This is a genomic window from Campylobacter sp. GTC17093, from assembly GCF_055397635.1.
This window is the reverse complement of the sequence record NZ_AP038832.1, coordinates 195,387-215,855: the sequence shown is the minus strand read 5'-3', so window position 1 is coordinate 215,855 and position 20,469 is coordinate 195,387. Positions and strand designations below refer to the sequence as shown.

The 20,469-nt window shown below is 33.3% G+C and carries 18 protein-coding genes and 5 tRNA genes; 21 read left to right on the top strand and 2 right to left on the bottom strand.

The genetic code is table 11. The features are described 5' to 3' along the window. The first annotated feature begins 1 nt into the window (after position 1). The 17 genes from cmoA to efp all read left to right on the top strand — a co-directional run bounded on the left by cmoA (position 2) and on the right by efp (position 15,181). Positions 2-706, top strand: coding sequence for a carboxy-S-adenosyl-L-methionine synthase CmoA (gene cmoA, locus ACZ5VL_RS01090; protein WP_464199145.1), 705 nt, complete (start codon positions 2-4; stop codon positions 704-706). Positions 707-794: 88 nt separating this feature from the next. Next, positions 795-870, top strand: a tRNA-Thr gene (locus ACZ5VL_RS01085). A 46-nt stretch (positions 871-916) separates the two neighbouring features. Continuing rightward, a tRNA-Tyr gene (locus ACZ5VL_RS01080) sits at positions 917-1,001 on the top strand. Between the two features lie 9 nt (positions 1,002-1,010). Next, positions 1,011-1,087, top strand: a tRNA-Gly gene (locus ACZ5VL_RS01075). Positions 1,088-1,208: 121 nt separating this feature from the next. Next, positions 1,209-1,283, top strand: a tRNA-Thr gene (locus ACZ5VL_RS01070). 66 nt (positions 1,284-1,349) lie between these two features. Continuing rightward, positions 1,350-2,549, top strand: coding sequence for an elongation factor Tu (gene tuf, locus ACZ5VL_RS01065; protein WP_464199143.1), 1,200 nt, complete (start codon positions 1,350-1,352; stop codon positions 2,547-2,549). A gap of 51 nt (positions 2,550-2,600) precedes the next feature. Further along, complete coding sequence (rpmG, locus tag ACZ5VL_RS01060) at positions 2,601-2,768, top strand: 50S ribosomal protein L33 (protein WP_464199141.1); 168 nt, start codon at positions 2,601-2,603, stop codon at positions 2,766-2,768. A 16-nt stretch (positions 2,769-2,784) separates the two neighbouring features. Beyond that, positions 2,785-2,860 (top strand) — tRNA-Trp (locus ACZ5VL_RS01055). Positions 2,861-2,876: 16 nt separating this feature from the next. After that, a complete protein-coding gene (gene secE, locus ACZ5VL_RS01050) occupies positions 2,877-3,056 on the top strand; it encodes a preprotein translocase subunit SecE (RefSeq protein WP_464199139.1) in 180 nt (59 codons plus the stop codon). Positions 3,057-3,068: 12 nt separating this feature from the next. Further along, entirely contained in the window at positions 3,069-3,602 is a 534-nt protein-coding gene (nusG, locus tag ACZ5VL_RS01045; protein ID WP_464200218.1) for a transcription termination/antitermination protein NusG, read from the top strand. Positions 3,603-3,615: 13 nt separating this feature from the next. After that, the gene (gene rplK / locus ACZ5VL_RS01040) at positions 3,616-4,041 is read left to right on the top strand and encodes a 50S ribosomal protein L11 (protein WP_464199137.1); all 426 of its coding nucleotides are present in this window, start codon (positions 3,616-3,618) and stop codon (positions 4,039-4,041) included. A 64-nt stretch (positions 4,042-4,105) separates the two neighbouring features. After that, on the top strand, positions 4,106-4,807 hold the full coding sequence (gene rplA, locus ACZ5VL_RS01035; protein ID WP_464199135.1) for a 50S ribosomal protein L1: 702 nt from the start codon (positions 4,106-4,108) through the stop codon (positions 4,805-4,807). A 108-nt stretch (positions 4,808-4,915) separates the two neighbouring features. Continuing rightward, positions 4,916-5,401: a 50S ribosomal protein L10 gene (rplJ, locus tag ACZ5VL_RS01030; RefSeq protein WP_464199133.1), complete on the top strand. Its 486-nt coding sequence runs from the start codon at positions 4,916-4,918 to the stop codon at positions 5,399-5,401. 16 nt (positions 5,402-5,417) lie between these two features. Beyond that, positions 5,418-5,795, top strand: coding sequence for a 50S ribosomal protein L7/L12 (gene rplL, locus ACZ5VL_RS01025; protein ID WP_464199131.1), 378 nt, complete (start codon positions 5,418-5,420; stop codon positions 5,793-5,795). Between the two features lie 90 nt (positions 5,796-5,885). Beyond that, positions 5,886-10,025, top strand: coding sequence for a DNA-directed RNA polymerase subunit beta (gene rpoB / locus ACZ5VL_RS01020; protein WP_464199129.1), 4,140 nt, complete (start codon positions 5,886-5,888; stop codon positions 10,023-10,025). Next, complete coding sequence (gene rpoC / locus ACZ5VL_RS01015; RefSeq protein WP_464199127.1) at positions 10,018-14,538, top strand: DNA-directed RNA polymerase subunit beta'; 4,521 nt, start codon at positions 10,018-10,020, stop codon at positions 14,536-14,538. The genes rpoB and rpoC overlap by 8 nt, the downstream gene beginning before the upstream one ends. Positions 14,539-14,614: 76 nt before the next feature. Next, entirely contained in the window at positions 14,615-15,181 is a 567-nt protein-coding gene (gene efp / locus ACZ5VL_RS01010; protein WP_464199125.1) for an elongation factor P, read from the top strand. A gap of 58 nt (positions 15,182-15,239) precedes the next feature. On the opposite strand, the gene ACZ5VL_RS01005 is transcribed toward efp, so the two are convergent. Beyond that, complete coding sequence (locus ACZ5VL_RS01005) at positions 15,240-15,464, bottom strand: SelT/SelW/SelH family (seleno)protein (RefSeq protein WP_464199123.1); 225 nt, start codon at positions 15,462-15,464, stop codon at positions 15,240-15,242. 100 nt (positions 15,465-15,564) lie between these two features. Between ACZ5VL_RS01005 and ACZ5VL_RS01000 the strand changes: the two genes are divergently transcribed. The 3 genes from ACZ5VL_RS01000 to thiD all read left to right on the top strand — a co-directional run bounded on the left by ACZ5VL_RS01000 (position 15,565) and on the right by thiD (position 17,435). After that, a complete protein-coding gene (locus ACZ5VL_RS01000) occupies positions 15,565-16,107 on the top strand; it encodes a DJ-1 family glyoxalase III (RefSeq protein WP_464199121.1) in 543 nt (180 codons plus the stop codon). Positions 16,108-16,237: 130 nt separating this feature from the next. Further along, positions 16,238-16,483 (top strand): RNA recognition motif domain-containing protein, encoded by a 246-nt coding sequence (locus tag ACZ5VL_RS00995; protein ID WP_464199119.1) that lies wholly within the window; start codon positions 16,238-16,240, stop codon positions 16,481-16,483. A gap of 163 nt (positions 16,484-16,646) precedes the next feature. Further along, positions 16,647-17,435, top strand: coding sequence for a bifunctional hydroxymethylpyrimidine kinase/phosphomethylpyrimidine kinase (thiD, locus tag ACZ5VL_RS00990; protein ID WP_464199117.1), 789 nt, complete (start codon positions 16,647-16,649; stop codon positions 17,433-17,435). A gap of 50 nt (positions 17,436-17,485) precedes the next feature. Here thiD and ACZ5VL_RS00985 read toward each other — a convergent pair whose 3' ends face one another. Next, complete coding sequence (locus ACZ5VL_RS00985) at positions 17,486-18,058, bottom strand: DUF2179 domain-containing protein (protein WP_464199116.1); 573 nt, start codon at positions 18,056-18,058, stop codon at positions 17,486-17,488. Between the two features lie 124 nt (positions 18,059-18,182). Here ACZ5VL_RS00985 and phsA point away from each other — a divergent pair, with 124 nt between their 5' ends. Then, positions 18,183-20,462 carry a thiosulfate reductase PhsA gene (gene phsA / locus ACZ5VL_RS00980; protein ID WP_464199114.1) on the top strand — a complete coding sequence of 760 codons (2,280 nt, stop codon included), beginning with the start codon at positions 18,183-18,185 and terminating at the stop codon, positions 20,460-20,462. Positions 20,463-20,469 lie beyond the last annotated feature (7 nt).

Genomic DNA, 20,469 nt, shown 5'->3' with positions numbered 1-20,469 from the left:
CATGAAAGACGAAATTTTTAAACATCCAATATCAAAACAGTTTGAGTTTGATGGTAGCGTAGCAACTGTTTTTGATGATATGATAACTCGCTCTGTTCCATATTATGAAGTATCTCAAAATTTGAGCGTAGAGCTTTTATCAAAACTTCTTAAGCAAAATGGCGTAGTATATGATCTTGGGTGTTCAACTGCATCCATGCTTTTAAAACTTTATGGTCTTAGAAAAGATTTAAATCTAAATGGATGCGATAATGCTCCAAAAATGTTAGAGATTGCTAAAAATAAAGCTTTGGCATATGGAGTTAAGATCAATTTCAAAGAGTGTGATATACTTGAGTGTGAACTTGAAAATTGTGATGCATTTATATTAAATTATACCCTGCAATTCATTAGACCAATAAAAAGAGCTGATTTTATAAAAAAACTTTATGATAAATTAAAAGATGATGGGATATTTTTATTTTCTGAAAAACTTGTTTTTGTAGATAAGAAATTTACAAAAAATGTCATAGAAATATATGAAAATTACAAAGAAAAACAGGGCTATAGTAAATTCGAAATAGCGCAAAAAAGAGAAGCCTTAGAAAACGTTTTGATACCTTATACTGAAGAAGAAAATCGCGAAATGCTTAAAAGCGCAGGCTTTAAAAAAGTAGAATGTATTTTTAGATGGGCAAATTTTGCAGTATTTTTAGCATTTAAATAAAAAATTTTCTAATTTTTGCAGATTTTTTCTACAAAGTATTGACATACATTTTTTTTTAAGATATAATCTACTTTCACGATTTAAGGATGCTGGTGTAGCTCAGTTGGTAGAGCTACTGCCTTGTAAGCAGTAGGTCGGCGGTTCAAGTCCGTTCACCAGCTCCATTTTGTGTAACAGTGTTTGACCAGACAATAAAAAGCAATATTTTGAGGTGAGATACTCAAGAGGCCAACGAGGGCAGACTGTAAATCTGCTGACTATGTCTTCCGTGGTTCGAATCCACGTCTCACCACCATTGCTACAAGCGGGAGTAGCTCAGTTGGCTAGAGCATCAGCCTTCCAAGCTGAGGGTCGCGGGTTCGAGCCCCGTTTCCCGCTCCACTTTTGGATGCCTAAAACTGGGAGCTGTAGATATTATAAAAAAACAGTTTACTAGCCGTGGTTTCCATTATAGTTGTTTGTGGATTGAAGCGAAACTCTGCTTTGCCTTGGCACTTTAAGTGCTCATATGGCTCAGAGGTAGAGCACTTCCTTGGTAAGGAAGAGGTCGCGGGTTCAAGTCCCGCTATGAGCTCCACGCTAAGTATTGCTTATATACACAAACTTGATATTAAAATAAACATATCATATGACGGAGGAAGAAATGGCTAAAGAAAAATTTACTCGTAACAAGCCACACGTAAACATTGGTACTATTGGTCACGTTGATCATGGTAAAACTACATTAACAGCTGCTATATCTGCGGTTCTATCAAGAAAAGGTCTTGCTGAACTTAAAGACTATGATAATATCGATAATGCTCCAGAAGAAAAAGAGCGTGGTATTACTATTGCTACATCTCATATAGAGTATGAGACAGAAAAACGTCACTATGCACACGTTGACTGCCCAGGTCACGCTGACTATGTTAAAAATATGATTACTGGTGCTGCTCAAATGGATGGTGCTATACTTGTTTGTTCAGCTGCTGATGGTCCAATGCCACAAACTAGAGAGCACATTTTACTATCAAGACAAGTTGGTGTTCCATATATCGTTGTTTTCTTAAATAAAGAAGATATGGTTGATGATGCTGAACTTATTGAGCTAGTTGAAGTTGAAGTTAGAGATTTATTAAATGAATATGATTTTCCAGGAGATGATACTCCAATCGTTATTGGCTCAGCTCTTAAAGCTTTAGATGAAGCAAAAGCTGGAAATGATGGTGAATGGTCAGCTAAAATTATGAAACTTATGGATGCTGTTGATAGCTACATTCCAACTCCAACAAGAGATACAGATAAAGATTTTCTTATGCCAATAGAAGATATTTTCTCAATTTCTGGTCGTGGTACAGTTGTAACTGGTAGAATTGAAAAAGGTGTAGTTAAAGTTGGTGAGACTATAGAAATTGTTGGTATTAGACCTACTCAAACAACAACAGTTACTGGTGTTGAAATGTTTAGAAAAGAGCTAGATCAAGGTCAAGCTGGTGATAACGTTGGTATCTTATTGAGAGGTACTAAAAAAGAAGATGTTGAAAGAGGTATGGTTTTATGTAAACCAAAAACAATCACTCCTCATAAAAAATTTGAAGGTGAGGTTTATATCCTTACAAAAGATGAGGGTGGTAGACATACTCCATTCTTTAGTAACTATAGACCACAATTTTATGTAAGAACAACTGATGTTACAGGTTCTATATCTCTTCCAGAAGGAACAGAGATGGTTATGCCTGGTGACAACGTAAAACTTACGGTAGAACTAATCAACCCAATTGCTCTTGAGCAAGGGACTAGATTTGCGATTCGCGAAGGTGGACACACAATCGGTTCAGGCGTTGTTTCAAAAATAATAGAATAAATTTTATAGACAGGGGTAAACCCTGTCATTTTAGATTTAAGGAATATTGATATGGCAAATTCTAGTAGAATTAAAGTAGGTTTAAAATGTTCAGAGTGTGGTGATATAAACTACTCAACATATAAAAACACAAAAACAACTACAGAAAAGTTAGAATTAAAAAAATATTGTCCAAGATTAAAAAAACATACTATTCATAAAGAAATAAAATTAAAATAGTGGGCGAAAGCTATTTAGGGCAGTAGCTCCAACGGTAGAGCGCCGGATTCCAAATCCGATGGTTGGGGGTTCGAATCCCTCCTGCCCTGCCATTTAATAAGGTTAGAGATGGAAAAGTTAATAAGTTATTTTAAGATGTCAAAAATAGAGTTAGGAAAAGTTATATTTCCTACAAAAGAACAGATTAGAAATGCATTTATCACTGTTCTAGCAGTAGTTACAGTTGTATCTCTATTTTTAGCTTTAGTTGATCTGATTATGTCTTTTACTATTTCCAAATTAGTATAGAATTAGGGATTTATAATGGGACATAAATGGTATGCAATACAAACTTATGCTGGAAGTGAGATGGCTGTTAAGAGAGCTATTGAAAATTTAGTACAAGTTAGAGGTATAGAAGATAAATTAAAAGATATTTTGGTTCCAACAGAAGATGTTTTGGAATTTAAAAATGGTAAAGAAAAAATACAAGAAAAAACTCTTTATCCTGGATATTGTTTTGCATGTTTAGATCTTGATACTGCTTTATGGCATGCGATACAGTCTCTTCCAAAAGTTGGAAGATTTATTGGTGAGGCTATGAAGCCAACGCCATTAGGTGATAAAGATATTGCTACTATCTTAGAAAAAACTAATAAAAGAGCGGCGCCTAAACCAAAAATTTCATTTGATGAAGGTGAGAATGTTCGCATAAAAGAAGGCCCATTTGCAAACTTTATAGGTATTGTTGAAGAGTATGATATGGTTCATGGTAAATTAAAACTTAATGTTTCTATATTTGGTAGAAGTACACCAGTTGAAATTTTATATTCACAAGTTGAGAAGATAATATAAGGAGAAGAAGTTTATGGCTAAGAAAGTTGTAGGCGAAATTAAATTACAAATAGCTGCTACAAAGGCTAATCCAAGCCCGCCAGTTGGTCCAGCTCTTGGACAACAAGGTGTAAATATTATGGAGTTTTGTAAAGCTTTTAATGAAAGAACAAAAGATATGGCTGGATTTAATATACCAGTTGTTATAACTGTTTATGCTGATAAAAGTTTTACTTTCATAACAAAACAACCACCTGCTACAGATCTTATTAAAAAAGCTGCAGGGATATCTAAGGGTTCAGATAATCCACTTAAAAATAAAGTGGCAAAAATTACTAAAGCACAAATTTTAGATATCGTTGATAAAAAAATTGCTGACTTAAACACAAAAGATAAAGAGCAAGCTGCTAGAATAATTGCAGGTTCAGCTCGTTCAATGGGTGTTCAAGTAGTTGACTAAACCTTTTTACCGCCAAGGTTTAAAATAAGGCGGAAGCACTTTTATAAATGCGGAGAAAAATACAATGGCAAAAGTTACTAAAAGATTTAATGAATTATTAAAAAAAGTTGATTCTAATAAGACATATAGTTTAAGTGAAGGTATTCAAACTATTAAAGGTTTATCATCTGCTAAATTTGATGAAACTGTTGAAATAGCTTTAAAACTAAATGTTGATCCAAGACATGCTGATCAAATGGTTAGAGGATCAGTTGTTCTTCCAGCAGGTACTGGTAAAAAAGTTCGCGTAGCTGTTATTGCAAAAGATGCAAAAGCTGATGAGGCAACTAAGGCTGGTGCGGATATTGTAGGAAGCGATGAACTTATAGAAGATATCCAAAAAGGTATTATGAATTTTGATGTTTTAATAGCAACACCAAATTTAATGGGACTAGTAGGTAAAGTAGGTAGAATACTTGGTCCAAAAGGTTTAATGCCAAACCCAAAAACAGGTACAGTTACTATGGATGTAGCTCAAGCTGTAAATAATGCAAAAAGTGGTCAGGTAAATTTCCGTGTTGATAAACAAGGAAATATTCATGCTGGCGTTGGTAAAGTAAGCTTTAGTGTAGAACAACTAAATGATAATATTTCAACTTTTATTAAAGCTATAAATAGGCATAAACCAGCATCTGCAAAAGGTAGATATGTGAAAAATGCTTCTTTGTCACTTACAATGAGTCCTTCGGTTGTACTTGATACTCAAGAAGTTATGGATTTAAAATAATTTAACGATAAAATTGTTGATATCTTAGATTGGAGATAGTCGAGGCGTAGGCTTAATTGGGATTTTTATCCCTCTCTGCTTGAAATCGCCGGTCGGAAAGGAGATAAAATGATAAGAAGCGAAAAAGCAAAACTAGTTTCAGAATTACAAGAAGAATTTTCATCATCTGAGGCTATTGTTGTATGTGACTTCAAAGGTTTAGGTGTTAAACAACTTGAACTTTTACGTGCAAGTGCTAAAGAAAAAGATGTTAGCGTTCAAGTTATCAAAAATACACTTGCAAAAGTTGCTCTTAAAAAAGCTGGCATAGAGGCTCTTGATTTTAGAGATACAAACATTTTTGTTTGGGGAAAAGATCAGCTAGCAGTTACAAAAGTTGTAGCTAAATTTGAAGAAACAAGCAATATTTTCAAGATTAAAACAGCTTATATTGAAAATGAAGTTGCTAGCGTTGAGAAAGTTGTGGCTTTATCAAAAATGCCAAGTCGCGACGAGCTTATTGCTATGCTTTTACAAGTGTGGAATGCGCCTTTACAAAATTTTGTTATAGGGCTAAATGCGCTTAAAGAGAAAAAAGCACAAGAAAGTGCATAAAAATTAGGAGAATAAAATGGCAGTTACTAAAGAAGATGTATTAGAGTTTATTTCAGGTCTTTCAGTTCTTGAACTTTCAGAACTTGTAAAAGAATTCGAAGAAAAATTTGGTGTTAGTGCGGCTCCAGTTGTTATGGCTGGTGGTGCAGCTGGTGGTGCAGCTGGTGGTGCAGCTGAAGAGAAAACAGAATTTGATGTTATCTTAACAGATGCTGGTGATAAAAAAATTAATGTTATTAAGGTTGTTAGAGCTCTTACTGGTCTTGGACTTAAAGAAGCTAAAGATGCAACTGAAAATACTCCATCAACAATCAAAGAAGGTATCAGTAAAGCTGATGCTGAAGAAGCAAAAAAACAGCTTGAAGAAGCTGGCGCTAAGGTTGAGCTTAAATAATTCGGGGAAGGGAAATATATCCCTTCCAAATTTGATGCCAAATTTTTGGCTAAATACTTTTCTTTCAAATAAATACCAAGAGGTAGTCGCATGTTAAACAGCTTACGCTCTGGAAATCGTCTTAGAGTTAATTATTCTGATATAGTTAACGAGATAGATGTTCCAAATTTATTAAAATTACAACAAACAAGTTTCAGTTATTTTTTAGACTTAAATACTAACACAGCAGGCAGTGGTCTTGAAAAAGTTTTTAAATCAATATTTCCTATACATGATCCACAAAATAGACTTACTTTAGAATATGTCGGCAGTGAATTAGGTAAACCAAAATATACAGTTAAAGAGTGTATTGAAAGAGGTCTTACATATTGTGTAAACCTTAAAATGAAAATTAGACTTATATTACATGAAAAAGATGAAAAAACCGGTGAAAAAATAGGTATAAAGGATATAAAAGAACAAGATATTTATATCCATGATATTCCGCTTATGACAGATAGAATTTCATTTATAATAAATGGTGTTGAAAGGGTGGTTGTAAATCAGCTTCATAGAAGTCCAGGCGTTATTTTTAAAGAAGAAGAAAGCCCAACTGTAGTAAATAAACTTATTTATACAGCACAAATTATACCAGATAGAGGTAGTTGGCTATATTTTGAATACGATGCAAAAGATGTTTTGTATGTTAGAATAAATAAAAGAAGAAAAGTTCCAATTACTATACTTTTTAGAGCTCTTGGATATACAAAACATGATATTATAAAACTTTTCTATCCTATAAAAACTATATATATCAAAAATAATAAATTTCTAACAGACTTTGATCCAAACGATTATTTAAATAGGGTTGAATACGATATAAAAGATGAAAAAGGTAATGTTGTTCATAGTGCAGGAAAACGTCTTACAAAGAAAAAAGCAGAAAAGATGCTTGAAGATGGTTTAAAAATAGTAGAATATCCAGCCGAAATTCTTATAGATAGATATCTTTCATCTCCTATTATTGATAGAGATAGTGGAGAAGTTGTATATGATATACTTTCTCAACTTGATGAAAATAAATTAACAAAAATTTTAGAGACTCAAAAAAGCATTCAAATAGCAAATGATAGAGCAACTGGGGTCGATAATTCTATAATAAACTCATTTATCCAGGATGGTGAAACTCTTAAACTTTTAAAACAAACTGAAGGCATAGAAGATGAAAATGATCTCTCTGCCATAAGAATATATAAAGTTATGAGACCAGGTGAGCCGGTTGTAAAAGAGGCTGCTAAGGCTTTTATGCATGATCTTTTCTTTAATCCTGAAAGATATGACTTAACAAAAGTTGGTCGTATGAAAATGAATCACAAACTTGGCCTTGATGCACCAGAATATGTAACTGTTTTAACAAGTGAAGATATTATAAAAACTGCAAAATACCTTATAAAAGTTAAAAATGGTCAAGGATATATAGACGATAGAGATCACTTAGGAAATAGACGTATTAGATCTATTGGCGAGCTTTTAGCAAACGAGATACATCTAGGTTTTGTTAAAATGCAAAAAGCTATCAGAGACAAATTTACAGCAATAAGTGGCAACATAGAAGAGATTATGCCATATGATTTGATAAATCCAAAAACTATAAGTACTACTTTGCTTGAGTTTTTTACAAGTGGACAACTTAGTCAATTTATGGATCAAACAAATCCACTTAGTGAAGTTACCCATAAAAGAAGACTTTCTGCTCTTGGAGAAGGTGGTTTAGTTAAAGAAAGAGCTGGATTTGAAGTTCGTGACGTTCATCCAACTCACTATGGTAGAATTTGCCCTATTGAAACTCCAGAAGGTCAAAATATTGGTCTTATTAATACACTTTCAACTTATGCAAAAGTTAATGATCTTGGTTTTGTAGAAGCACCATATAGAAAAGTTGTAGATGGAAAAGTTACAAATGAGGTTGTTTATCTTACAGCAACTCAAGAAGAAGGTCTTGTTATAGCTCCAGCATCGGCAACTCTTGATGAAAAAGGCAATATTATAGATGAAATTCTTGAGGTTAGAAAAGATGGAGAGACAATTCTTGCTAAGAGAGAAGATGTTAGTTTAATTGATCTTTGTTCTGGCATGATAGCTGGTGTTGCGGCTTCTCTTATACCTTTCCTAGAACATGATGATGCTAACCGTGCCCTAATGGGATCAAACATGCAGCGTCAAGCTGTTCCTTTGCTAAAAACTACAGCTCCTATTGTTGGAACTGGTATGGAAGCTATTATAGCTAGAGATTCTTGGGAATCAATAAAAGCTAAACGTGCAGGTATAGTTGAAAAAGTAGATAGTAAAAATATATTTATTTTAGGTGAAGATAAAGATGGCCCATATATAGATCATTATTCGCTAGAAAAAAATCTTAGAACAAACCAAAACACAACTTTTGGAGAACATCCAATAGTTAAAAAAGGTGAATTTGTTAAAGCAAATCAAATCATAGCAGATGGTCCAAGTATGGAAAATGGCGAACTTGCTCTTGGTAAAAATGCTCTTATAGCTTTCATGCCTTGGAACGGATATAATTACGAAGATGCTGTTGTTATGAGTGAAGGAATGATTAGGAAAGATGCCTTTACAAGCGTTCACATCTATGAAAAAGAGATTGAAGCAAGAGAGTTAAAAGATGGCGTAGAAGAGATAACTAAAGATATCCCAAATGTAAAAGAAGAAGATCTTATGCATCTTGATGAAAGCGGTATCGTAAAAATAGGAACACAGGTTACTCCTGGTATGATTTTAGTTGGTAAAGTTAGTCCTAAGGGCGAAGTTAAACCAACTCCAGAAGAGAGACTTTTAAGAGCGATATTTGGCGAAAAAGCTGGACATGTTGTAAACAAATCACTTTATGCTGGCGCTTCCATGGAAGGTGTTGTTGTAGATGTTAAAATCTTTACTAAAAAAGGTTATGAAAAAGACAGTAGAACAGTAAAAGCTTATGAAGACGAGAAATCTGTTTTAGAAAAAGAACATCATGACAGACTTTTGATGTTAGACAGAGAAGAGATGTTAAAAGTTACAAGTCTTCTTTCTAAAACTCCTTTAAATCAAGATCAGACAATTGGAGATGTAGAGTATAAAAAGGGCTCTCTTGTACCAGTTGATGCACTTGAGTCAATGAACAGATTTACTTTAAATTCTTTTGTTAAAAGTTTTGCCAAAAATATACAAAAACAATATGATGATCTAAAAAATTATTTCCAAAACGAGAAAAAGAAATTTAAAGAAGAACATGATGAAAAGCTTGAAATTTTAGAAAAAGATGATATTTTGCCAAGTGGTGTTGTTAAGCTTGTAAAAGTTTATATCGCTACAAAAAGAAAACTAAAAGTTGGCGATAAAATGGCAGGTCGTCACGGAAACAAAGGTATTGTTTCAAATATTGTTCCAGAGGTTGATATGCCTTATCTTCCAAACGGGAGACCTGTTGACATAGTTCTAAATCCATTGGGCGTTCCAAGTCGTATGAATATAGGTCAAATTTTAGAGTGTCATTTAGGCTTAGTTGGTTGGAAACTTGGCGAGCAAATAGAACAAATTTTTGAAGAAAAAACAAGCGAATGGATAAAAGATTTAAGAAAGAAAATGATAGAAATCGCTTCTCTTTCAAAACTTGTTGATGCTAAAAAAGCTTTAAAAGATATGAGTGATGAAGACTTACTTAAATATGCAAGAGATTGGTCAAAGGGCGTTAAATTTGCTACCCACATTTTTGAGGGTGTAAATGTTGATGACTTTGCTAAACTTTTTGAAATGGCAGGCATCGATCCTGATGGTAAAACTGTGCTTTATGATGGAAGAACTGGAAGTAAGATAAATGAAAGAGTTCATGTTGGATGCATGTATTATCTTAAGCTTCACCATCTTGTTGATGAAAAAGTTCACGCAAGAAGCACTGGTCCATATTCTCTTGTAACACAACAACCAGTTGGTGGTAAAGCACTATTTGGTGGACAAAGATTTGGAGAGATGGAAGTTTGGGCATTAGAGGCGTATGGTGCTGCTTATACTCTAAGAGAGATGCTTACAATAAAATCAGATGATGTTGATGGAAGATTGGAAGCATATAAGGCTATAACAAGAGGCGAAAATGTGCTAGTTACAGGTATACCTGAAACATTTTTTGTTTTAACAAATGAACTTAAGTCATTAGCGCTTGATGTTGAAATTTTTGATGAGGTAGATGAAGATGAGTGAGTTAAAACCTATAGAGATTAAAGAAGAAGAAAAGCCAAGGGATTTTAAAGCATTTCAACTTATGCTTGCAAGCCCTGAGAAAATAAGATCTTGGAGTCATGGCGAGGTTAAAAAACCAGAAACTATTAACTACCGAACATTAAAACCAGAAAGAGACGGTCTTTTTTGTGCTAAAATTTTTGGCCCTATAAGAGACTATGAGTGCCTTTGTGGAAAATATAAAAAAATGCGCTATAAAGGCATTAAATGTGAAAAATGTGGTGTTGAAGTTACTACATCTAAAGTTAGACGCTCAAGAATGGGTCATATAGAGCTTGTAACTCCAGTTGCTCATATTTGGTATGTAAATTCTTTACCAAGCAGAATAGGAACTTTGCTTGGTATAAAGATGAAAGATTTAGAGCGCGTTCTTTATTACGAGGCTTACATTGTAGAAAACCCTGGTGAAGCTTACTATGATAACGAAAATTCTAAAAAAGTAGAGTATTGCCACATCTTAAATGAAGAGCAATATCAATCTTTGGTAGATAGATATGCTGATAGTGGCTTTAAAGCTAGAATGGGTGGAGAAGTTATTAGAGATCTTTTAAGTGAGCTAGATTTAGTCCAAATTCACAACAATCTAAAAGAAGAATATGAGGCTACAAACTCTGAAGCTAAAAAGAAAACTTTAGTAAAAAGACTTAAAGTTATAGAGTCATTTTTAGAAAGTGGAAATCGCCCAGAGTGGATGATGATAACAAACTTACCAGTTCTTCCACCTGATCTTAGACCACTAGTTGGTTTAGATGGGGGTAAATTTGCTGTTTCGGATGTAAATGACCTCTATAGAAGAGTTATAAACAGAAATAGTCGTTTAAAAAGATTAATGGAGCTTGATGCGCCTGAAATTATTGTTAGAAATGAAAAAAGAATGCTACAAGAAGCAGTTGATGCTCTTTTTGATAATGGAAGACGTGCAAATGCTGTAAAAGGTGCAAATAAACGACCGCTAAAATCATTAAGTGAAATTATTAAAGGTAAACAAGGTCGCTTCAGACAAAACCTACTTGGAAAAAGAGTTGACTTTTCTGGTCGTAGTGTTATAGTTGTAGGCCCACATCTAAGAATGGATCAATGTGGTCTTCCTAAAACTATGGCTTTAGAGTTATTTAAACCACATCTTATAGCAAGACTACAAGAAAAAGGCTATGCTACAACTGTAAAACAAGCTAAAAAGATGATAGATGATAAAAATAATGAAGTATGGGAATGTTTAGAAGAGGTTGTTAAAGATCATCCAGTTATGTTAAACCGTGCCCCAACACTTCATAAGCTTTCTATCCAAGCATTTCACCCAGTACTAGTTGATGGTAAGGCTATAAAACTTCATCCATTAGTTTGTTCTGCATTCAACGCAGACTTTGATGGTGACCAAATGGCTATTCACGTGCCACTTTCTCAAGAAGCAATAGCAGAGTGCAAGATTATGATGTTAAGTTCAATGAATATCTTGCTTCCTGCAAGCGGTAAGGCTGTCGCAGTTCCTTCTCAAGATATGGTTTTAGGAATTTACTATCTTTCGCTTATAAAAGACGGTGCGTTTGGAGAAAATAAGATTTTTGGTAACGTTGATGAAGTGAGACTTGCTGTTGAATATGGTTATCTTGATCATCATGCAAAACTAAAAACTATAATAGATGGCAAAACTGTATTTACAACAGCTGGAAGGCTTATTATAAAATCAATCATTCCAGATTTTGTTCCAGAAGAGATGTGGAATAAAATCATGAAGAAAAAAGATATCGCAAGCTTGGTTGATTATGTTTATAAAAATGGTGGCTTTGAAATAAGTGCAAGTTTTCTTGATTCGCTTAAAAATCTTGGTTTTAGATATGCAACAAAGGCAGGTATTTCTATATCTGTTGATGATATCATTGTTCCTGAAAATAAAGGAAAATATGTTCAAGATGCTAAAAACCAAGTAAAAGAGATACAAAATCAATACGGCGCAGGTTTATTAACTGATTCAGAGAGATATAATAAGATAGTTGATATATGGACTGAAGCTAGCAATAAAGTTGCAAGCGAAATGATGAAGCTTATAAAAGAAAACAAAAGTGGATTTAATTCTATCTACATGATGGCAGATAGTGGGGCTAGAGGTAGTACAGCTCAAATTAGGCAGCTTGCTGGTATGCGTGGCCTTATGACAAAGCCAGACGGCTCTATTATTGAAACTCCTATCATTTCAAATTTCCGTGAAGGGTTAAATGTTTTAGAGTATTTCATCTCTACTCACGGTGCTAGAAAAGGTCTTGCTGATACCGCGTTAAAAACTGCAAATGCTGGTTATCTTACAAGAAAACTTATAGATGTAGGACAAAATGTTAAAGTTACAATGCATGATTGTGGAACCCATGAAGGCGTAGAAATAACTGAGATCACTGAAAATGGTGAACTTATAGAGAGCTTAGAAGAGAGAATTGTAGGAAGAGTAGTAAGTGGGGATGTTATCGATCCTATCACAAATGAAATTTTATTTAGCGAAGGTACCCTTATAGATGAAACAAAAGCAAGAGAGATAGCTGATGCTGGTATAAAATCTGTAAGCATTAGAACTCCTGTAACTTGCAAAGCAAAAAAAGGCGTATGTGCTAAATGTTATGGTGTAAATCTTGCTGAGGGCAAGCTTGTAAAATCAGGAGAAGCTGTTGGTATTATATCAGCTCAATCAATTGGTGAGCCTGGAACACAGCTTACTCTAAGAACATTTCACATTGGTGGTACTGCTTCAGCTGGGCAACAAGCTCGTAAGATTGAAGCTACTAAAGAAGGTTTCATAAGATATTATAATGTACAAACTTATGAAAATAACAAAAAGCAAATTGTTGCAAATAGAAGAAATGCTGCTGTGCTTTTGGTTGAGCCTAAGATAAAAGCTGAGTTTGATGGTATTATAGATATAGATATGGCACATGATGATGTAAGTATCATTGTAAAAGGTGCTAAAGATGAAGCGAAATATACTCTTAGAAAACAAGACATTGCTAAGCCAAATGAACTTGCTGGTGTTAGTGGAAAAGTTGAAGGTAAATTTTATATATCATATAAAGCTGGCGATAAAGTAAAAGAAAACGAAAGTATTGTTGAGGTTATAAAAGAAGGTTATAATATACCTAATCGTATTCCTTATGCAAGTGAACTTATGGTACGAAATGGCGAGCCTGTAACACAAAAGATAACATCTGGAGCTAGTGGTATGCTTAAATTTTATCTTTTAAATGGCGATTACCTAGAAAGAAAGAAAGATATTAAAAAAGGGCATATAGTAACAGAAAAAGGTCTTTTTGTTGTTGTTGCAGATGAAGACGATAGAGAGGCAACAAGGCACTATATACCAAGAGAGTCTATAATAGAATTTGATGATAGTTCTAATGTTGATATAAAAAGCATTATAGCTAGACCTAAAAAAGAAGAAAAAACTGTTATAGCTCAATGGGATCCATATTCAAATCCAGTTATATCAGAAGCTGACGGTAAGGTATCTTTTGATCAAATTGAACCAGATAGAAGTGTAACAGCACAATATGATGAGACAACAGGTCAAACTCGTCTTGTTATAAACGAGTATTTGCCAAGCGGTATAAAACCTACTATAATTGTTACAACAGCTGATGGAAGAATGCTTAAATATCCGCTTGAGCCAAAAACTGCTATTTTTGTTGATGAGGGCGCAAGTATAAAACAAGCTGATATCCTAGCTAAAACACCTAAAGCTATAGCAAAATCTCAAGATATTACTGGAGGTCTACCTAGGGTTAGTGAGCTTTTTGAAGCAAGAAGACCTAAAAATGCAGCAATTATTGCTGATATTGATGGCATAATAAGATTTGATAAACCTTTAAGATCAAAAGAAAAGATTACCATAGAAGGAACAGATGGTAGAACGCATCAATACCTTGTAGATAAAGATAGAAAAATTCAAGTTAGAGATGGTGAGTTTGTTCATGCTGGAGAAAAAATTACAGATGGTGTTATAAGCAGCCATGATGTGCTTAAAATATTAGGCGAAAAAGCACTTCATTATTATTTGATTAGTGAGATTCAACAAGTTTATCGTTCACAAGGTGTTGCGATAGCTGATAAACATATAGAAATTATAGTTTCTCAAATGCTAAGACAAGTTAAAATTGTTGATAGCGGTGATACAAACTTCATTGTAGGCGATTTAGTCAGTAAGAGAAAATTCCGTGAAGAAAATGCTAGAATCATGAAAATGAATGGAGAGCCTGCGCTAGCCGAGCCAGTTCTTCTTGGTGTTACAAGAGCGGCTATTGGAAGTGATAGTGTTATTTCGGCTGCCTCGTTCCAAGAAACTACTAAGGTTTTAACAGAAGCTAGCATTGCTGGAAAATTTGATTATCTAGAAGATCTAAAAGAAAATGTTATCATCGGTCGCATGATTCCTGTTGGAACTGGTTTTCATCAAGATAAAAAATTAAGACTTATATATCCAGAAGATAAAGAGTAACAAATTTGGAAAGAGGTTGCTCTTTCCTTTTGTTTTTTGGATATAATTTATACTCATTTTAATTAGGAGAAAGTAAATGGCGTATTCTATGGGAGATTTAAAAAAAGGTCTAAAAATAGAGTTAGAGGGTGTTCCATATAAAATTGTAGAGTATCAACATGTAAAACCTGGTAAAGGAGCAGCTTTTGTTAGGGTAAAAATAAAATCATATATTGATGGTAGGGTTTTAGAAAAGACTTTTCATGCAGGGGACAAATGCGAAGCTCCAAATTTAGAAGATAAGCAAATGCAATATCTTTATGATGATGGTGAGTTTTGCCAATTTATGGATACCACTACTTATGAGCAAGTTGCTATTAGTGATGAAGAAGTTGGCGAAAACAAAAAATGGATGTTAGATGGTATGATGGTTGATGTACTTTTTCATAATGGCAAAGCAATCGGTCTAGAAGTTCCGCAAGTTGTAGAATTAAAGATAGTAGAAACTGCACCAAATTTTCGTGGAGATACACAAGGAAGCAATAAAAAGCCAGCTACGCTTGAAACAGGCGCTGTTGTACAAATTCCTTTTCATGTATTAGAAGGTGAAGTTATACGCGTTGATACAGTTAGGGGCGAATATATAGAAAGAGCAAATAAATAAGTTCTTATAAATTTGTATCTGTTAAATTTAAAAACAGATACAAATCTTATTTTTAAATTTAAGCTACTTTGATGAGCTCTAAAATCTCACCATTGTTAGGAAATCTACCTATATCTCTTTTTGAGAATATAACTTTTCCATCAACTTCAACTATGAAGTTACCGCCACTACCCACTATAAGATCTATATTTGCATCATTATAGACATTTTTTATCTCTTTTTCCACCCTGGAAGCTTGTGGTCTATAAGATCAAGAGTTGCAATATGTAATTTTTACATCCATTCTTTAACCTTTTATTTTAAATACAAGAAATTATAATAGATAAAATTAAATTTATTATAACTGTGTATAATGGATAGAAAATTAACAGTAAGGATTTTTTATGAAAGTAGCAGTTATATTGGCAACAGGTTTTGAAGAAATAGAAGCAATTAGTATCATAGATATTTTAAGAAGAGGTGATATTGAATGTTTGAGTGTTGGTCTAGATAGAAGAAAGGTTGAGGGTGCTCATAATATAGTTGTATATACAGACATTGTGCTAGATGATTTGAATGTAGATGAATTTGATATGATTATTTTGCCAGGTGGTTTACCAGGAGCTGATAATCTTGCAAATAGTAAAAAACTTATAGATATACTACACTCTTTTGACGCAAATAATAAACGCATTGGCGCTATATGTGCTTCACCATTTGTGTTAGCTAAGGCTGATTTGATTAAAAACTCATATACTTGTTATCCTGGATTTGAGAAAAAAGTTGATAAAAATGGATATATGCCGAATCAAAATGTAGTTAGAGATCACAATATTATGACATCTCGTGGCCCAGCAACTGCTATGGAATTTGCTCTTGAAATTTTAAGAGAATTAAAGGGTGAAAAAACATACAATGAGATAAAAGAAGGCTTGCTTTTTGTATAAATTTTAACTTTTTGTAACAAAATTTAAAATTTGTTAAATATTTTATAAAACTTTACTAGAAATGTATATAATTTTGATATAATGTTTGTATCCAAATTGAATTTGGAAAATAAAGCAAGGAATGTGTTCAGTGAATATTTATGTTGGTAATTTGTCATATCGTATGACAGAAGCGGAGTTAAGGTCTACTTTTGAGACTTATGGATCAGTAAGTCGTGCAAAAATAGTAAAAGATAGAGAAACAAATCGTTCTAAGGGATTTGGTTTTGTAGAAATGGAAAGCGCAAGCGAAGGCTCAAAAGCGATCGAGGCTTTAAATGATACCGACATTGGTGGTAGAAAACTTAGAGTAAACGAAGCTAGACCTAGAGATTAGTAAAAAAGGGCAGCTTTGCCCTTTTTGCAATTTAGTTGTAAAAATACAAATCTTATACAAAATTTCATCCTTTTTCTTTTTTATCTATTAGTTTTTTAAAATTTATTATAAGTTTAATTAGATAAAATTAAATTTTAATACAAAATTTAAAGGCTTGTTTATTATGAAAAATGTTCTAAGTATTGCTGGCGTTGATCCAAGTGGTGGAGCTGGTATTATAGCTGATTTAAAGGTTTTTATAGTTCATGACGTTTTTGCGATGGGTGTTGTAACTGCTACAACATCTCAAAACACTCAAGGTCTTTTTGGTATGCAGCTAATTGATACTTCTATGATAGAAGATGGTATAAGAAGAATTTTTGATGACATCAAAGTTGATGCAATAAAAATAGGCGTAGTTCCAAGTGTGGATATTATAAAAACAGTTGCAAACACATTAAAAAGTATACCAAATTTGCCGCCAGTTGTACTTGACCCTGTGATGAGTTGTAAAAATGGTGATATTTGGCTAGAAGAAAACTCTCAAAAAACTCTTGTAAGTGAACTTTTCCCATTATCTTATGTTATAACTCCTAATTTATATGAAGCACAGCAAATTTTAGGCAAAAAATTAAATAATGAGATTGATTTTAAAGACGCATGTGTAAATTTAACTAAATTTGGTGCAAAAAATGTATATCTAAAAGCTGGAAATGTAAACGGCACTTCTTTAGATATTTTCTATGATGGTAAAGATTTTGAACTATTAAAAACACCTAGAATAAACTCAAACCATACTCATGGTACAGGATGTTCTCTCTCAAGTGCTATTGCTTCAAATTTAGCAAATGGAGAGAGTGTAAAAAATGCGTGTATTAATGCAAAAAAGTATATTACAGGCGCTATTGCTCATCCTGCCATGATAGGATCTGGATGCAATCCAATAGACCATTTTTATAAAAATCATATATAAAAGAGAGTTAGTAAATTAAAGGCACTTAATGTGCCAAAATTTACTTTTTATTATTTTGAGAATTTAGTTATGTTTTTTTGATTTACTGGAACATCTAGCATGTGTAAATTTACATATCTAAGATCTTCTATTGTGTAAAATGCCCATGGATTATGTTCTTTTATTATTGGTATTATAGTGTCAATTTGCGAGCGTTTTATTACAACAAATAGTATATCTATATCGCCTTGATTTCCTTTTGCATTTATCATACTTACATCATGTCCATTATTTCTTAAAGTGTTTGCCAAAGTAAGAGCTTTTATTTTGGGGATTATCCTAATTACAACATGCCCTAAAGCTAGCCTTTCTTCAAGAAGTATGCCAAAGAGATTTCCAAGAGCAAAACCAAGTGCGTAGGCTACATAATTTTGCCATCCATCTAAACGAGACATCACTTGGGTTATAGCCATTAACCATATTAAAATTTCAAAAAAACCCAAAATAGGCGCTATAAATTTTTTACCTTTTGAAACAAAAATGATTCTTATGGTTCCAATGGTAACATCTATAATTCTTGCTAAACATATTAAAACAGGTATGCCTACATACCTAAACATGTCGCTTTGCAAAAATTCATTCATATCAATGCCTTTTTAATTTTATTTATGATTGTATCAAATTAATAAAAAGTTTCCAAATATTTTACATTAATTTTACGATGATGATTTAATATGTCTTAATGCTAACTAAAAAAGGAGTGCAAAAATGGATAGAAGAAGCTTTCTAAAAGGCACAGCTGGTATTGGCACATTAGCAGCCTTAGAGTTAAACTTAGGCGCTAATGCAAAAGATATCGTAGAAGGTGCTGGAGTAAACAAGAATGTTGGGAGCGTGTGCGAAATGTGTTCCTCGCGCTGTCCTATAGACGTAAGAGTTGAAAATGGCAAATGTGCTTTAATAACTGGAAACAAAAAGTTTTCATCAAACAAAACATCAGTTTGTGCAAGAGGCGGTGCGGGATTAAATCAACTTTACGATAAAGATAGGCTCGTAAAACCGCTTATAAGAGAAGGTAAGAGAGGTGAGGGTAAATGGCGTGAAGTTAGCTATGATGAAGCTTTGAAATATTGTGCTGATAAGCTAAATGAGATTAAACAAAAATACGGTGCACAAAGTGTAGTATTTACATCAAAAACAGGTGAAAGTCATGATCAAATAACAAATTTTGCCTGTAGCTACGGAAGCCAAAATGTATTTTCTCATTGGTCATGTTGCCCTATATCATACAATATAGCAGTTCCTCATACATTTGGCGCAGTACCAAAAAGAGATTTTAAAAGTGCTAAATATGTTGTAAATTTCGGTCATAATCTTTTTGAGGGAATTGATATATCAGAATCTAGAAAATTAATGGATTTTGCTGATAAAAAAGATACAAAGCTTTTGGTTTTAGAGCCAAGATTTAGCGTAGTTGCATCTAAAGCTGATGAGTGGTTACCTGTTAAGCCTGGAACAGACTTAGCATTTTTGATGTCTATTATTCATGTATGGATAAGAGATGGCAAATATGATAAAAAATTTGTTGAAAAATATACAATAGGTTTTGATGAGGTTGCAAAAAGTGTTGAAGCATCAACACCAAAATGGCAAGAAGCTATAACTGGTATAAAAGCAGAAACAGTTGAGAGAATTGCTAATGAAATTTACTCAAAAGCCCCGCAAGTTATAATAGATTGGGGCCATAAAACAACCACAACAAGAGCAGAATACCAAAGAACAAGAGCTATAGCTATAGCTAATGCATTGATGGGCAATTTTGAGAAAAAAGGTGGAATTTACTTTGGTAAAAACTCTGAGAAGTTTAATCAGCTTTGTGGAGAAGAGTTATTTCCAACACTAGAAAATCCAAACAAAGACTTTAAAATACCAAAAGGCCCAAGGATTGATGGATGTGGTGAAGAAGGAAGTAGACACTTTTTTGTTCCTAGAAAACATGGTGTTTTAATGGATATAGCTCCTGCTATTTTAAGCTCTAAACCTTATCCTATAAAAGGATGGGTAAACACGAGATTTAATCATCTTATTAATGTTGCTGGAACAGAAGAATCAATAAAAGCTATTAATGCGCTTGATTTTGTAATGTCAATTGATGTTTATATGAGCGATTTTAGTCAATATGCTGATGTTGTTATACCAGAGGCAACTTATCTTGAAAGAGATGAGGGTATTCAAGATAAATCAGGTACAGCGCCAGGCTTTTACATGAGAAACAAAGCAGTTGAGCCAATAAACGGTACGCTAAGTGGATATGAGATATTTAGAAAACTTGCTAAAATTATGAATATCGACAGTCTTTATAAATGGAATGATATTAATGAGTTTAGAATGATTCAAGCAAAAGGCGATGCTAAGCTTCTTGAGGCGCTTATAAAAGACGGATATGTAACATGGAAAGTGCCACAAGTTTACTATAGAGAAGCAAACTTTGTTTCTAAATTTGTAGAAGCTTATCCAAATGCAGCTAAATTTGTTGATGAGAATGGAGAAATGAGTTCTGAAATGAAATTCAAAACTCCAAGTGGCAAGATAGAGCTATTCTCATTGCAAGTCGAAGAAAAACTACCTGGTGAAGGCTGTTTAAATACAAACAATATGGATGTATTTGATGGTCATGAGTTGTGCTTGATGACAGGTAAAACTCCAATACATACAAATGGACATACTCAAAATATCAAAGTTCTTAATGATATGATGAAAGAATCTCCTATTTGGATAAATACAAAAACAGCTAACAAAAAAGGCCTAAAAACTGGTGATAAAATTATGTTAAAAAATCAATTTGGCGAAGAAAAAGGTTCTGTTTTTGTAACTGAGGGTATAAGAGAAGATTCTCTTTTTGTTTATCATGGATTTGGTCATACAAGCAAAGAGTTAAAAAGAACTTATGGTGATGGAACTAACCAAAGTAAAATTTTAAATCCAGCCGATGGAAATGTTTGTGGCACAATGGTTACAAATGTTGGTGTTGATATAGTAAAGTTATAAGGTGGCT

Excerpts from the sequence above, each read along its gene's own strand:
- cmoA (WP_464199145.1), top strand. The coding sequence starts at position 2 with ATGAAAGACGAAATTTTTAAACATCCAATATCAAAACAGTTTGAGTTT.
- tuf (WP_464199143.1), top strand. The coding sequence starts at position 1,350 with ATGGCTAAAGAAAAATTTACTCGTAACAAGCCACACGTAAACATTGGT.
- rpmG (WP_464199141.1), top strand. The coding sequence starts at position 2,601 with ATGGCAAATTCTAGTAGAATTAAAGTAGGTTTAAAATGTTCAGAGTGT.
- secE (WP_464199139.1), top strand. The coding sequence starts at position 2,877 with ATGGAAAAGTTAATAAGTTATTTTAAGATGTCAAAAATAGAGTTAGGA.
- rplK (WP_464199137.1), top strand. The coding sequence starts at position 3,616 with ATGGCTAAGAAAGTTGTAGGCGAAATTAAATTACAAATAGCTGCTACA.
- rplA (WP_464199135.1), top strand. The coding sequence starts at position 4,106 with ATGGCAAAAGTTACTAAAAGATTTAATGAATTATTAAAAAAAGTTGAT.
- rplJ (WP_464199133.1), top strand. The coding sequence starts at position 4,916 with ATGATAAGAAGCGAAAAAGCAAAACTAGTTTCAGAATTACAAGAAGAA.
- rplL (WP_464199131.1), top strand. The coding sequence starts at position 5,418 with ATGGCAGTTACTAAAGAAGATGTATTAGAGTTTATTTCAGGTCTTTCA.
- rpoB (WP_464199129.1), top strand. The coding sequence starts at position 5,886 with ATGTTAAACAGCTTACGCTCTGGAAATCGTCTTAGAGTTAATTATTCT.
- rpoC (WP_464199127.1), top strand. The coding sequence starts at position 10,018 with ATGAGTGAGTTAAAACCTATAGAGATTAAAGAAGAAGAAAAGCCAAGG.
- efp (WP_464199125.1), top strand. The coding sequence starts at position 14,615 with ATGGCGTATTCTATGGGAGATTTAAAAAAAGGTCTAAAAATAGAGTTA.
- ACZ5VL_RS01000 (WP_464199121.1), top strand. The coding sequence starts at position 15,565 with ATGAAAGTAGCAGTTATATTGGCAACAGGTTTTGAAGAAATAGAAGCA.
- thiD (WP_464199117.1), top strand. The coding sequence starts at position 16,647 with ATGAAAAATGTTCTAAGTATTGCTGGCGTTGATCCAAGTGGTGGAGCT.
- ACZ5VL_RS00985 (WP_464199116.1), bottom strand. The coding sequence starts at position 18,058 with ATGAATGAATTTTTGCAAAGCGACATGTTTAGGTATGTAGGCATACCT.
- phsA (WP_464199114.1), top strand. The coding sequence starts at position 18,183 with ATGGATAGAAGAAGCTTTCTAAAAGGCACAGCTGGTATTGGCACATTA.